We start from the raw sequence: 14667 nt of genomic DNA on the forward strand, positions 1-14667 counted from the left end.
TATGTTGATAGCGCGTCTGACACGCTCCCGCTGGCTTTGGCTGGCGGGAGCGCTTCTCGTTTTAGGGGGGCTGATTGTCGCCGCCGACCGCCTGTGGCCGCTGCCTCTGAAAGAGGTTAACCCCGCACGAGTTGTGGTGGACGAGAAGGGCGCGCCGCTCTGGCGTTTTGCCGACAGCGAAGGCATCTGGCGCTACCCGGTGACCATTGAAGAGGTTTCTCCCCGTTATCTTGAGGCTCTGATCCAGTACGAAGATCGCTGGTTCTGGGAGCATCCGGGCGTAAACCCGCTCTCTGTCCTGCGCGCCGCCTGGCAGGATCTCAGTTCCGGAAGAGTGGTTTCGGGAGGAAGCACGCTTACCATGCAGGTGGCACGCCTGCTGGATCCGCATCCGCGCACCTTTGGCGGCAAAATTCGTCAGCTCTGGCGGGCGATGCAGCTGGAATGGCACCTCTCTAAGCGTGACATTCTTACGCTCTATCTCAATCGTGCTCCGTTTGGTGGCACGCTGCAGGGCGTGGGAGCAGCAAGCTGGACCTACCTTGGGAAACCCCCGTCGCAGCTGAGCTACTCCGACGCGGCGTTGCTGGCGGTACTGCCGCAGGCACCCAGCCGTCTGCGCCCGGATCGCTGGCCCGAGCGGGCCGAAGCGGCACGCAACAAAGTGCTCGATCGCATGATGATTCAGGGCGTCTGGTCAGCAAAGCAGGTGAAGGAGTCCCGTGAAGAGCCTGTATGGCTGGCTCCCCGGCAGATGCCGCAGCTGGCGCCGCTCTTTGCACGCATGATGCTCGGCAAAAGCCGCGACACAAAAATTGTCACTACGCTGGATGCCGGACTGCAACGGCAGCTGGAAGAGCTGGCGATGAACTGGAAATCCCGCCTGCCGGCACGCAGTTCGCTGGCGATGATCGTGGTCGATCATACCGACATGAAGGTGCGCGGCTGGGTGGGATCGGTGGATATCAACGATGACAGTCGTTTTAGCCATGTGGATATGGTCAACGCGATCCGATCGCCGGGATCGGTGTTAAAACCCTTTATTTACGGTATGGCGCTGGACGATGGCCTGATCCATCCCGCCTCGCTGCTTCAGGACGTGCCCAGAAAAACCGGTGATTATCGCCCAGGAAATTTTGACAGCGGGTTCCACGGGCCGGTCAGCATGAGTGAAGCGCTGGTGCGCTCTCTCAACCTGCCAGCCGTCCAGGTGCTGGAAGCCTACGGTCCCAAACGGTTTACCGGGATGCTGAGTAACGCAGGCCTGCCGCTGATCCTGCCTGCGGGCGCGCAGCCGAATCTGTCGCTGATCTTGGGTGGCGCAGGCGCGAGGCTGGCAGATATCGCCGCCGCGTACAGCGCCTTTGCAAGGCATGGCAAGGCGGGCCGGCTGCGCTTACAGCCGGGCGACCCGCTAACTGAACGCCCGCTGTTATCGCCAGGTTCGGCGTGGATTATTCGCCGTATTCTGGCGAATGAAGCGCAGCCGCTGCCGGATAATGCGCTACCGCAAATCGCCCCGCTGGCATGGAAAACCGGTACCAGCTACGGCTACCGTGATGCCTGGGCCATCGGTCTGAATGCCCGCTACGTGATAGGCATCTGGACCGGACGACCGGACGGCACGCCAGTGGCGGGGCAGTTTGGTTTCGCCAGCGCAGTGCCGCTATTAAACCAGGTCAATAACCTGCTTCAGTCGCGCTCGACAATAGACGAAGCCCGTCTGCCGCGCGATCCGCGTCCGGAGAGCGTTGGGCGGGGCGTGATCTGCTGGCCGGGCGGCCAGTCGCTGCCGGAAGGCAGTGAAAACTGTCGGCGTCGTCTTTCGACCTGGCTGCTGGAAGGGAGTGAACCACCCACGCTGCTGCTGCCGGAGCAGGAAGGTATTCGCGGCATTCGTTTCCCGGTCTGGGTGGATAAAAAGGGCAAACGTGTGGCCGCAGATTGCTCCGATGCTACAGAGAAAGTCCTGGACGTCTGGCCGCTGCCGCTGGAGCCCTGGTTGCCCGCTGCTGAAAAAAGGGCTGCGCGTCTCCCTGCCCGATCAACTGACTGTCCGCCTCTGGACAATAACAATGTAGCGCCGCTTATGATTTCGGGTATCAGAGAGGGGGCTGTTATTAAGCGACTTCCCGGTGAAGGTAATGTCACGCTTTCTGTTATTTCAACAGGAGGGGAAGGGGAGCGCTGGTGGTTTTTAAATGGAGAGCCTTTAGCGGGGCGGAATTATAATTATTCATTAAAATTATATTTACCGGGTGAATATCAATTACTGGTAATGGATAAATCAGGCCAAACGGCGACGGTCAATTTTGAATTAGACCGTTAAGTATTACCTCTGAAGAGTTAGCTTGATAATTATCAATATGCGTTCCTGAAAAAAAACGAGAATGCGTTTTTATTTGTAGGAACGAGCAATGAAAGAGAATAAAAATCAGGAAGAGGGTCTTATTCCTGCCCTGTCCCGGCGGCATTTTATTCAGGCAGGATCGGCTCTGGCCGCACTCCCGTTTGTGGTGACAACCAGCAAAGCACGGGCACAGGGCACGGTGGCAGCAGACGTGACTCCTGAAGAAAAAGTCGTGCAGACCTGTAGCACGTTTGACTGTGGCGGGAAGTGTGATATTCGTGCTCACGTTAGTGAGGGCGTTGTAACCCGAATTTCTACCCGCCCGGACAATGCGTTAGATCCGGAGATGCCGATAATGCGCGCCTGCGTTCGTGGCCGCGCTTATCGGAAATTTGTTTATCATCCCGATCGGCTTAAATATCCAATGAAACGCGTGGGTAAACGTGGCGAAGGAAAATTCGAGCGTATTACCTGGGATGAAGCCACCACGCTTATTGCGAATCAATTAAAAACGATTACACAAAAATACGGCGCTGCCTCACGCTATGTGCATGTGGGCACTGCGGTATCCGGCGGAACGTTTTCCGGCGATAAAATGGTTCGTCGTCTGCTCAACTTAACCGGCGGCTATCTTGAAAGCTATCACTCGGTCAGTATGGGCAACACGGCGGCAGCCACGCCGTATACCTACGGCACCGCCGCCAGCGGCAGCTCTCTGGACACGCTGCTGGATACCAAACTGGTCATCCTCTGGGGGCATAACCCGACGGAGACGATCTTTGGTCACAGCAACTACTTCTATCAGAAGATGAAGCAAAACGGCACGCGCTTTATCGTTGTCGATCCGCGCTATTCCGATACGGTTTCCTCCCTGGCTGACCAGTGGATCCCGCTGCTTCCCACAACAGACAACGCCCTGATGGACGCCATGATGTACACGATCGTCACGGAGAATCTGCACGATCGCGACTTCATTCAGCGCTATACCCTGGGCTTTGACGAAGCATCCATGCCGGAAGGCGTTCCGGCCAATGAATCCCTGATGGCTTATCTGAGCGGCGCAAAAGATGGCGTGGCGAAAACACCCGAGTGGGCAGAGAAAATCACCCACGTGCCTGCGCAGACCATTCGTCAGCTGGCGCGCGACTACGCAACCACCAAACCCGCCGCGCTGATTCAGGGCTGGGGACCGCAGCGCCATAACTGCGGCGAGCGCACCGCGCGCGGCTCGACGTTACTGGCAACGCTGACGGGTAACGTTGGGGTGAAGGGCGGCTGGGCGGCAGGCTATGGCGGCTGCGCTAATCGTAAATTTGCTACCGGGCCGGAGATGCCGGATAACCCGGTAAAAGCCAAAATATCGGTGATGAACTGGGTGCAGGCCGCCGATGATGCTTCTAAGGTAACGGCGGAAGACGGCCTGAAGGATGCAGAGAAGCTGGACAGCAATATCCGCATCCTCTTCTCGCTGGCGGGAAATTATCTGGCTAACCAGAACCCGGATCTGCATCAGGCGACGCGCGTGCTGGAAGACGAGTCGAAAATCGAGTTTATCGTCGCAAGCGATCTGTTTATGACGCCGAGCGCCAGATACGCCGATCTTCTCCTGCCGGAAACCAGCTTTATGGAACGCTGGAATATCGGCGAAACCTGGGGCACGGCAAGCTATCTGATCCTGTCGGAAAAGCTGATTGAACCTGAATTCGAACGCCGTTCAGACTACGACTGGCTGCGGGAAGTTGCTGCTAAGCTTGGCGTCGAACCTGCATTCAGCGAGGGCCGTGACGAAAAAGCGTGGATTGAGCACATCTGGGAGCAGACGCGGCTCTCCATGCCAGATGAAAACCTGCCGGACTTCGCGACGTTACAAAAGACGCGCCAGCATCTTTTCAAAAGCGCGCCGTTCGTCGCTTTTGAAGACAATATTCGCGATCCGCAAAATCATCCGTTCCCGACGCCGTCCGGGAAAATTGAGATCTTCTCGAAGCGTCTGTACGACATGCACCATCCGGAGATTCCGGCGCTATCGCACTACGTGCCTGCCCATGAAGGGCCGGAAGACGAACTGGCGAAAACCTTCCCGCTGCAGCTGATCACCTGGAAAGGGAAAAACCGTGCTAACTCAACCCAGTACGCCAACCCGTGGCTGATTGAGGCGCAGCAGCAAAAGCTGTGGATCAACCCGCAGGACGCGCAAAAGCGCGGCATTTCCCAGGGGGATACCGTGCGCATTCATAACGCGCGCGGCATTTGTGAAATTCCGGCTGAGGTCACGCCGCGCATCATTCCGGGCGTTGTTGCCATGCAGGCAGGCGCCTGGTGGCAGCCGGACGAACAGGGCGTCGATAAAGGCGGCTGCGCGAACGTGCTCAGCTCTGCCCGTATTACCGCGCTTGCGAAAGGGAATTCCCATCAAACCATGCTGGTGGAGGTAGCTAAAGCATGAGTCAGTTTAAACACTACGCGCCGGTGAGCGATAAACAGCTGGGTTTCTATATTGACTCTTCCCGCTGCTCGGGCTGCAAGGCATGCCAGGTGGCGTGCAAAGACAAAAACAACCTTGAGGTCGGACGTCGTTTCCGTCGCGTATACGAAGTCAACGGCGGGAATTTCATCCCAACCGGGCAGGGCGGCGTTAGCAACAACGTTTTTGCCTACACGCTCTCTATTTCCTGTAACCACTGTGCGGACCCGATCTGCACCAAAAACTGTCCGACCACCGCAATGCACAAGCGTCCGGGCGACGGCATCGTGCGCGTTGATACGGACAAGTGCGTTGGCTGCGGCTACTGCGCGTGGTCTTGCCCTTACGGCGCGCCACAGCTCAACGAGCAGACCGGGCAGATGTCCAAATGCGATTTTTGCGTGGATCTGCAGGCGAAGGGCGAGCAGCCCGTCTGCGTGGCAACCTGTCCGCTTGAGGCGATCAAATTTGGGCCTATTGATGAACTTCGGGCGAAATATGGTGCGGTATGCGATGTGAAGGGCTTGCCTGATTCCTCGATTACAAAACCGAACCTGGTTATCAAAGCGCATCAGGGCGCAGAGAAAGAGGGGAAACGTCATGCATGAGTTACCGCTGCTGATTTTTACGCTGTTCCTGCAGGGATCGGTTGGCGTGACGCTCTGGCTGGCATTCGGGGGAGCGCATACTACACCGCGTAGCGCGCTGCTGCCTGCCGCTGGGGCGTTTGTGCTGGCGAGCCTGGGGCTGCTCGCCTCAGCGCTGCATATGGGCTATCCGCTCAACGCCCTGAACGCGCTACGCCACGTCTCCAGCTCGTGGCTGAGCCGTGAGATTATCTTTGCCAGCCTTTACCTGGCGGCGCTTGGCCTCGCCGTGCTGCTGATGTTTTCCAATAAGCCAGGCTGGAAGCTGCTTTTGGCCGTGGCGGGTCTTGTCGGGCTGGTGGACGTGTTCTGCATGGCACAAATCTACATGCACGCGTCCGTGGTGACCTGGCAGCACATTAACACGCTGGTACTGTTTATCGGCTCGGTGGGTATCATCGGTTCAGCCTGCATGGCAGTTGGGATGCGTTCCCAGACCACCTTGCGTGCGGCGGTTGTCATTATCACGCTGGTGGTGCTTGTGCGTCTGGTGATGCAGCCCGTCTGGCTGGCAGACATCACTGCCATGGACAATACCGTGGTGACGTTCCCTCACGCTCCGCTACGGATGCTCGAACAACTGCGCGCGGTACATCTGCTGAGCTGGTGCGTGTCCGTTGCAGGTATGCTCTGCTTTGCTGCGGGCGGCCTGAAAGCGGCGCGCGGCACGCTGCTGCTGGGCAGCGCCTTGCTGATTGTGGGTGAGCTGATGCTGCGCTTCGTTTTCTTCAGTATTGGCTGATGGGCAGATTGACGTTTGCCCCGGCGATGGACGTGACGCATGCGTGCGTCCGTCGCCGTTTTCGCCACGCTTCCTGCTGCGCCTGCGCGGACGTTTGTCCAGCGCAGGCTTTTTCTTTTACGGAAACCGGCGTCTCGGTTGATGAAAATCGCTGTATTGAATGCGGTGACTGCCTGTTCGTCTGCCCCTCCGGGGCCATTACCGGCATCGCGCCGCGAAAGCGATTTCTGCGTGGAGATACCCTTGTTGGGCCTTTTACTGAACGCGCACCTGGGGTGAATGAGCTGCTGCTGTGGCACGCGCAACGCCAGGTTCGTTTTATCAGTATCGACGCAGAGCAATACCCTGACTGGCTGCTGGCGCTTGCCCGGCTTAATCTTGCGCTTCGTCGCCGTGGTGAAGCGGAGTGGGGGTTTAAGCTCATACCGATCGGCGAGGTGAATATCGCTCGTCGTGCGCTGATGCACGTTCCCCGCGAGGATGTAAAAGCCTGTCGCGTTTCCCCGGGGCCGCGGGAGCTGCGCAGGGCATTCTCGACGTTTAGCGAGTCAGATATCGCACTCGATATTAATAAGTGCGTGCTGTGCGGTGCGTGCTGGCGAAGCTGCCCGGAAAACGCGATTCGATTTGAGAACGCCGCGCTGGTGGTGGAGACCGGGCGCTGTACCGGCTGCGGTGGCTGTGAGGCAGTATGTCAGCACGAGGCGATAAACGTCGCAGAAACAGATGGACCGGCAAAAAACGTGGCCACTCCCGCATATAAAGCAGTTTGCCTGACGTGCCAGCGCCAGTTCTGGTCATTTACGCCTGATGAAAAGCAGTGCCCGCTCTGTTTACGCCATCAACACGGTATGCGAAATCCGGCCTGTTGCTAATCTTCGTCTCATTTTAAAAAAATGTTATGCAGAACCATAGGCAATGGCGCTATTGCTCTTTATAATCCGCGCCACACCATACTCAGGTATGCAAAACAACAGAACATTTTACAGAGGTTATCAATGGCTATTGAACGTACTTTTTCCATCATCAAACCAAACGCGGTGGCAAAAAACGTTATTGGCAGCATCTTCGCTCGCTTTGAATCAGCAGGGTTTAAGATCGTTGGCACCAAAATGCTGCACCTGACCGTTGAGCAGGCTCGCGGCTTCTACGCTGAGCACGAAGGTCGTCCATTCTTTGACGGCCTGGTGGAGTTCATGACCTCCGGTCCAATCGTGGTCTCCGTGCTGGAAGGCGAAAACGCGGTACAGCGTCACCGCGATCTGCTGGGTGCAACCAACCCGGACAACGCGCTGGCAGGTACCCTGCGCGCTGACTACGCGGACAGCTTCACCGAGAACGGCACCCACGGTTCCGACTCCGTTGAGTCTGCCGCGCGCGAAATCGCGTTCTTCTTCGCTGAAGGCGAAGTGTGCCCGCGCACTCGCTAATAATTTCGTAAATGCCGCGTGCAAACGTGGCATCCCTGCGCCAGACTTTGTACAATGCAACGCCCCGGACGAGCAGACCGCTTTCCGGGGCGTTTCTATTCAACCCTCCACGGGCCACAACGTGTAACAACGAGGCCGGAAAAAAATTATGTCTGAACTAGTGAATACCTCCGAAGTCGCCATTCCTGCGGTTCCCAATAAAAATGGAAAAATTAACCTGCTGGACCTGAACCGTCAGCAGATGCGCGAGTTCTTTAAAGATATGGGTGAGAAGCCGTTTCGTGCCGATCAGGTAATGAAATGGATGTACCACTACTGCAGCGACAACTTTGATGAGATGACCGACATCAACAAAGTGCTGCGCAACAAGCTCAAAGAAGTGGCTGAAATCCGCGCGCCGGAAGTGGTGGAAGAGCAGCGCTCGGCAGACGGCACCATCAAATGGGCGATTGCCGTAGGCGATCAGCGCGTTGAAACCGTCTACATCCCGGAAGACGATCGTGCCACGCTGTGCGTCTCTTCTCAGGTGGGTTGTGCGCTGGAGTGCAAATTCTGCTCTACGGCTCAGCAAGGTTTTAACCGTAACCTTCGTGTGTCTGAAATCATCGGTCAGGTCTGGCGCGCCGCGAAGATCGTGGGTGCAGCAAAAGTGACCGGCACGCGTCCTATCACCAACGTGGTAATGATGGGGATGGGCGAACCGCTGCTGAACCTGACCAACGTGGTGCCGGCGATGGAAATCATGCTGGATGACTTCGGTTTTGGCCTGTCCAAGCGCCGCGTGACGCTGTCTACCTCAGGCGTTGTGCCTGCGCTGGATAAGCTCGGCGACATGATTGACGTTGCGCTGGCTATCTCCCTGCACGCGCCAAACGATGAAATTCGTGACGAAATTGTACCGATTAACAAAAAGTACAATATCGAAACCTTCCTCGCTGCCGTGCGTCGCTACCTGGAGAAATCCAACGCAAACCAGGGCCGCGTCACCATCGAGTACGTGATGCTGGACCACGTCAACGACGGTACTGAGCACGCGCATCAGCTGGCTGAACTGCTGAAGGATACGCCATGCAAAATCAACCTGATCCCATGGAACCCGTTCCCGGGCGCGCCGTATGGCCGTAGCTCGAACAGCCGTATCGACCGTTTCTCCAAGGTGCTGATGGAGTATGGTTTCACCACCATCGTGCGTAAAACCCGCGGTGATGATATTGATGCTGCATGCGGACAGTTGGCCGGTGACGTCATTGACCGTACCAAACGTACCCTGCGTAAACGCATGCAGGGCGAGACCATTGCGGTTAAAGCTGTTTGATTATTATGCATCACGGCGCATTATCTACGCTGTGATGCATAATCTGACTGAATAATCAGTCAGATTCGTGACGTTTGATTAATAATTACGGTGCGTTTCATATGAGTTTCGGGCAGTATGTAACGACGTAACAACAGTTTAGCCACGCGGGCAGAGCTGCACTGTCATCTACCGGCTGACAGTCTTATACTGTCTGTTCAAGGTTAACTGACCTGAAGTTTCGCGGTGCGGGCGGCATTGTGACTCACCGGCACCTGAACCCTTTTTTTCACGTACCAGTAGTTGTAGCGAATGAATACTGAAGCCACTCACGACCAACATGAAGCACTCTCCACTGGCGTTCGTCTTCGCAACGCCCGTGAACAACTCGGACTCAGCCAGCAAGCTGTTGCAGAACGCTTGTGCCTGAAAGTTTCCACGGTTCGCGATATTGAAGAAGATAAGGCGCCTGCCGATCTGGCTTCAACATTTCTGCGCGGCTATATCCGCTCTTACGCAAAACTGGTGCACATCCCCGAAAACGAATTACTGCCAATGATGGAGAAGCAGGCACCGGTTCGTGCAGCAAAAGTTGCCCCGATGCAAACTTTCTCCCTGGGGAAACGTCGTAAAAAACGTGATGGCTGGCTGATGAGCTTTACCTGGCTGGTGCTGTTTGTTGTTGTCGGCCTGACCGGCGCATGGTGGTGGCAAAACCATAAGGCGCAGCAGGAAGAGATCACCACTATGGCCGATCAGTCCTCCGCTGAACTCAATCAGGCGAGCAATGGTGGTGCCCAGAGCGTTCCGCTGAACACCGACGGTGCGGCGGCCTCAAGCGAGCCGCAAACAACGGCTCCGGCAACCGATGCAGCACAGGCTCCGGCCGCAACGGCGAACACCGCTGCGCCTCAGGCTCAGGATCAAAACGCGGTCGTCGCCCCTTCTCAGGCAAATGTCGATACTGCGGCGAACGCCCCTGCAACGACTCAGCCAGCGAACAACGCCGCGGCGTCCCTGCCGACCGACCCGGCGGCAACCGCCGCGCCAGCCGCCGATCCAAACGCGCTGGTGATGAACTTCACGGCTGACTGTTGGCTGGAAGTGACTGACGCGACAGGTAAAAAACTGTTCAGCGGCCTGCAGCGGAAAGATGGCACGTTAAACCTAACGGGTCAGGCACCTTACAAACTTAAAATCGGCGCTCCGGCAGCGGTACAGATCCAGTATCAAGGAAAACCTGTCGACCTGAGCCGCTTTATCAGAACTAACCAGGTTGCACGTCTTACCGTTAATGCCGAACAATCAGCAGCACAGTAACAGACGGGCAACGCGGGAGATTTTTCATGCATAACCAGGCTCCGATTCAACGTAGAAAATCGAAACGGATTTACGTTGGGAATGTGCCAGTCGGCGATGGGGCACCTATCGCCGTCCAGTCGATGACCAATACGCGCACCACGGATGTGGAAGCAACGGTCAACCAAATCAAAGCATTAGAGCGTGTAGGCGCGGACATTGTTCGCGTCTCAGTGCCCACGATGGATGCCGCTGAGGCGTTCAAGCTGATCAAACAGCAGGTCAGCGTGCCGCTGGTTGCAGATATCCACTTCGACTACCGTATCGCGCTGAAAGTTGCTGAATACGGCGTTGATTGCCTGCGTATTAACCCGGGCAACATCGGCAATGAAGAACGCATTCGCATGGTGGTTGACTGCGCCCGCGACAAAAACATTCCAATCCGTATCGGCGTAAACGCCGGCTCTCTGGAAAAAGATCTACAGGAAAAGTATGGCGAGCCAACGCCGCAGGCGCTGCTCGAATCCGCCATGCGTCACGTCGATCATCTGGATCGTCTTAACTTCGATCAGTTCAAGGTCAGCGTAAAAGCCTCTGACGTTTTCCTGGCCGTTGAATCGTATCGTCTGCTGGCAAAACAGATCGACCAGCCTCTGCATCTCGGGATCACCGAAGCGGGTGGCCTGCGTAGCGGTTCGGTGAAGTCTGCGATCGGCCTGGGCCTGCTGCTCTCCGAAGGGATCGGCGACACCCTGCGCGTCTCGCTGGCGGCGGATCCGGTAGAAGAGATCAAGGTCGGTTTCGATATTCTGAAATCGCTGCGTATCCGCTCGCGTGGGATCAACTTCATTGCCTGCCCAACCTGTTCGCGTCAGGAATTTGACGTGATCGGCACGGTGAATGCCCTGGAGCAGCGTCTGGAAGACATCATCACCCCGATGGACGTCTCCATCATCGGATGTGTCGTGAACGGTCCGGGTGAAGCGCTGGTCTCAACCCTGGGCGTAACCGGCGGTAACAAGAAAAGTGGTCTCTATGAAGATGGCGTTCGTAAAGATCGTCTGGATAATAGCGACATGATTGACCAGCTTGAAGCCCGCATCCGCGCCAAAGCCGCGATGATGGACGAGACACAGCGAATCAGCGTTCAGCAGGTTGAAAAATAACGTGATGGGAAGCGTGCCGCTTCCCATGTATGATTGAACCCATTCTTTGGGTTTTTTTTGTATATAGAAAGAGAATAAACGTGGCAAAAAACATTCAAGCCATCCGCGGCATGAACGATTACCTGCCTGGCGAAACCGCCATCTGGCAGCGCATTGAAGGCACGCTGAAGCAGGTGCTCGGCAGCTACGGTTACAGCGAAATCCGTTTGCCGATTGTAGAGCAGACCCCGTTATTCAAACGCGCGATCGGTGAAGTAACCGACGTGGTTGAAAAAGAGATGTACACCTTTGAGGACCGCAACGGCGACAGCCTGACCCTGCGTCCGGAAGGTACGGCGGGCTGCGTACGCGCCGGCATCGAACATGGTCTTCTGTACAATCAGGAGCAGCGCCTTTGGTATATCGGCCCGATGTTCCGCCACGAACGTCCGCAGAAAGGTCGTTACCGCCAGTTTAACCAGCTGGGTGTGGAAGTCTTTGGCCTGCAGGGCCCGGACATCGATGCCGAACTGATTATGCTGACCGCCCGCTGGTGGCGCGCCCTCGGTATCTCTGAGCACGTTTCGCTGGAACTGAACTCAATCGGTTCTCTGGAAGCGCGCGCTAACTACCGCGATGCGCTGGTGGCGTTCCTGGAGCAGCATAAAGAGAAGCTGGACGAAGACTGCAAACGTCGCATGTACAGCAACCCGCTGCGCGTGCTGGATTCCAAAAACCCTGATGTTCAGGCACTGCTGAACGATGCCCCTGCGCTGGGTGACTACCTGGACGACGAGTCTCGCGAACACTTTACCGGCCTGTGCAAGCTGCTCGAAGCGGCGGGCATTGCCTACACCGTGAACCAGCGTCTGGTGCGCGGTCTGGACTACTACAACCGCACCGTGTTTGAGTGGGTAACCACCAGCCTCGGTTCTCAGGGCACCGTGTGTGCCGGCGGCCGTTATGACGGTCTGGTTGAGCAACTGGGTGGCCGTGCGGTGCCTGCGGTTGGCTTCGCGATGGGTCTTGAGCGACTTGTTTTGCTGGTTCAGGCAGTTAATCCGGAATTTAAAGCAGATTCCGTTGTCGATATATACCTGGTGGCTTCAGGCGCGGAAACGCAGCCTGCGGCGATGCAGCTTGCCGAACGCGTGCGCGATGCGCTACCGGGCGTTAAGCTGATGACCAACCATGGCGGCGGCAACTTCAAAAAACAGTTTGCTCGTGCCGATAAGTGGGGCGCAAGTATTGCACTGGTGCTGGGCGAGTCCGAAGTGGCTAACGGCGAAGTGGTAGTAAAAGACCTGCGCTCTGGTGAGCAGACAACGGTAACGCAGGACGGCGTTGCGGCGCACTTGCGCACTCTATTGGGCTAAGGAGAAAGACGGCGTGGAAATGTACGAGAACGAACACGATCAGGTCGACGCGATTAAACGCTTCTTTGCTGAAAACGGCAAAGCGCTGGTTGTTGGGGTTATTTTAGGTGTGGGTGCGCTGGTGGGCTGGCGTTACTGGAACAACCATCAGGCGGACTCCGCGCGCGGCGCGTCCCTGTCCTATGAAAATACCGTTAGCGCGATTCGTGCCGACCAGCCGCAAACGCTGGCTGCGGCAGAGAAATTTGCCGCTGACAACAAAAACACCTACGGTGCACTGGCAGCACTGGAAGTGGCTCAGCAGTACGTTGATAAAAACGAACTGGATAAAGCCGCTGCTCAGCTGTCTCAGGGCCTTGCTGCTGCCAGCGATGAAAACCTGAAAGCGGTGATCAATCTGCGCCTGGCACGTATTCAGGTTCAGCAGAAAAAAGCTGACGACGCGCTGAAAACGCTCGATACCATCAAAGGCGAAGGTTTTGCTGCCATCGTTGCCGATCTGCGCGGTGAAGCACTGCTGAGCAAAGGTGACAAAGCGGGCGCGCGTAAAGCGTGGCAAGCTGGCGTAGAGAGCAAAGCGTCACCTGCGCTGAGCGAAATGATGCAGATGAAAATAAATAATTTGTCCGTCTGAGAGGGACCCGATGCAATTGCGTAAATTACTTCTGCCAGGACTGCTTTCTGTTACGTTATTAAGTGGTTGTTCACTGTTCAGTGGCGAAGAAGACGTTGTGAAAATGTCCCCACTGCCGACGGTTGAAAACCAGTTTACCCCATCCACCGCGTGGGATGTCTCCGTGGGCAGTGGGATTGGTGATTTCTATTCCAACCTTCATCCTGCGTATGCAGACAGCGTTGTCTATGCCGCTGACCGCAAAGGTACCGTGAAAGCGGTGAACGCCGATGACGGGAAAGAGGTCTGGTCCGTTAACCTGGCGGAAAAAGACGGCTGGTTCTCCCGTAAACCTGCACTGCTATCTGGCGGCCTGACCGTTTCCGGTGGTCACGTGTACGTGGGCAGCGAAAAAGCGCAGGTTTACGCGCTGAATGCCAGCGATGGTTCTGTTGCATGGCAGACCGCCGTAGCCGGTGAGTCCTTGTCACGTCCGGTTGTGAGCGACGGGCTGGTGCTGATCCATACCAGCAACGGCCAGCTGCAGGCGCTGAACGAAGCGGACGGTCTGGTAAAATGGACCGTTAACCTGGATATGCCAGCGCTGTCTCTGCGCGGTGAATCCGCACCTGCAACCGCATTTGGCGCTGCCATTGTGGGTGGTGACAACGGTCGCGTGAGTGCCGTGCTGATGCAGCAGGGCCAGATGATCTGGCAGCAGCGTATCTCGCAGGCCACTGGCTCAACTGAAATCGACCGCCTGAGCGACGTAGACACTACCCCGGTTATCGTTGACGGTGTGGTTTACGCCCTGGCCTATAACGGCAACCTGACCGCGCTGGACCTGCGCAGCGGCCAGATCATGTGGAAACGTGAGCTGGGCTCTGTGAATGATTTCATCGTGGACGGTAACCGCATCTATATGGTTGACCAGAACGATCGCCTGCTGGCGCTGAGCACCGAAGGCGGCGTGACGCTGTGGACGCAAAGCGATCTGCTGCACCGTCTGCTGACCGCGCCAGTGCTGTACAACGGTAGCCTGGTGGTTGGCGACAGCGAAGGCTATATGCACTGGGTTGATCCAGAGAATGGCCGCTTCGTGGCGCAGCAGAAAGTGGACGGTTCAGGCTTCCTGACCGACCCGGTTGTGGCTGACGGCAAACTGCTGATTCAGGCAAAAGACGGCACGCTGTACGCGATCACGCGTTAATTACCCGGCGGTTGTAGTATACTAAACGGCTCCTGTTCACTCAGGAGCCGTTTTGACATTTTTAAAAACGCCGCGAATGCGACGTTTATTTGAATTT

12 protein-coding genes are annotated in these 14667 nt (G+C 56.6%); all 12 read left to right on the forward strand.

Annotated features, from left to right (window positions below; translation table 11 throughout):
- Nucleotide 1 precedes the first annotated feature (1 nt).
- The 12 genes from pbpC to bamB all read left to right on the forward strand — a co-directional run bounded on the left by pbpC (nt 2) and on the right by bamB (nt 14570).
- Nucleotides 2–2329 (forward strand): peptidoglycan glycosyltransferase PbpC, encoded by a 2328-nt coding sequence (gene pbpC, locus IM295_RS04350; protein ID WP_193066283.1) that lies wholly within the window; start codon nt 2–4, stop codon nt 2327–2329.
- An 88-nt stretch (nt 2330–2417) separates the two neighbouring features.
- Nucleotides 2418–4796, forward strand: a complete 2379-nt coding sequence (locus IM295_RS04355) for a DMSO/selenate family reductase complex A subunit (protein ID WP_193066284.1) — start codon at nt 2418–2420, stop codon at nt 4794–4796.
- Entirely contained in the window at nt 4793–5422 is a 630-nt protein-coding gene (locus IM295_RS04360) for a DMSO/selenate family reductase complex B subunit (RefSeq protein ID WP_003860631.1), read from the forward strand. The genes IM295_RS04355 and IM295_RS04360 overlap by 4 nt, the downstream gene beginning before the upstream one ends.
- Nucleotides 5415–6203, forward strand: a complete 789-nt coding sequence (locus IM295_RS04365; RefSeq protein WP_028014064.1) for a DmsC/YnfH family molybdoenzyme membrane anchor subunit — start codon at nt 5415–5417, stop codon at nt 6201–6203. The genes IM295_RS04360 and IM295_RS04365 overlap by 8 nt, the downstream gene beginning before the upstream one ends.
- Complete coding sequence (locus IM295_RS04370) at nt 6203–7078, forward strand: 4Fe-4S dicluster domain-containing protein (RefSeq protein WP_028014063.1); 876 nt, start codon at nt 6203–6205, stop codon at nt 7076–7078. The genes IM295_RS04365 and IM295_RS04370 overlap by 1 nt, the downstream gene beginning before the upstream one ends.
- A 123-nt stretch (nt 7079–7201) precedes the next feature.
- Nucleotides 7202–7633 carry a nucleoside-diphosphate kinase gene (gene ndk / locus IM295_RS04375; protein ID WP_003860625.1) on the forward strand — a complete coding sequence of 144 codons (432 nt, stop codon included), beginning with the start codon at nt 7202–7204 and terminating at the stop codon, nt 7631–7633.
- Nucleotides 7634–7781: 148 nt separating this feature from the next.
- On the forward strand, nt 7782–8948 hold the full coding sequence (locus IM295_RS04380; protein WP_028014062.1) for a bifunctional tRNA (adenosine(37)-C2)-methyltransferase TrmG/ribosomal RNA large subunit methyltransferase RlmN: 1167 nt from the start codon (nt 7782–7784) through the stop codon (nt 8946–8948).
- Nucleotides 8949–9239: 291 nt separating this feature from the next.
- Nucleotides 9240–10247: a cytoskeleton protein RodZ gene (gene rodZ / locus IM295_RS04385; RefSeq protein ID WP_192986415.1), complete on the forward strand. Its 1008-nt coding sequence runs from the start codon at nt 9240–9242 to the stop codon at nt 10245–10247.
- 26 nt (nt 10248–10273) lie between these two features.
- Nucleotides 10274–11392 carry a flavodoxin-dependent (E)-4-hydroxy-3-methylbut-2-enyl-diphosphate synthase gene (gene ispG, locus IM295_RS04390; RefSeq protein WP_025757688.1) on the forward strand — a complete coding sequence of 373 codons (1119 nt, stop codon included), beginning with the start codon at nt 10274–10276 and terminating at the stop codon, nt 11390–11392.
- 80 nt (nt 11393–11472) lie between these two features.
- Nucleotides 11473–12747 carry a histidine--tRNA ligase gene (hisS, locus tag IM295_RS04395; RefSeq protein WP_193066285.1) on the forward strand — a complete coding sequence of 425 codons (1275 nt, stop codon included), beginning with the start codon at nt 11473–11475 and terminating at the stop codon, nt 12745–12747.
- Between the two features lie 13 nt (nt 12748–12760).
- On the forward strand, nt 12761–13381 hold the full coding sequence (locus IM295_RS04400; RefSeq protein WP_028014059.1) for a YfgM family protein: 621 nt from the start codon (nt 12761–12763) through the stop codon (nt 13379–13381).
- Between the two features lie 10 nt (nt 13382–13391).
- Nucleotides 13392–14570: an outer membrane protein assembly factor BamB gene (gene bamB / locus IM295_RS04405; RefSeq protein ID WP_028014058.1), complete on the forward strand. Its 1179-nt coding sequence runs from the start codon at nt 13392–13394 to the stop codon at nt 14568–14570.
- The last annotated feature ends 97 nt before the right edge of the window (nt 14571–14667 follow it).

It is taken from the genome of Enterobacter cloacae complex sp. P14RS, assembly GCF_014895895.1.
Lineage (GTDB): Bacteria > Pseudomonadota > Gammaproteobacteria > Enterobacterales > Enterobacteriaceae > Enterobacter > Enterobacter bugandensis.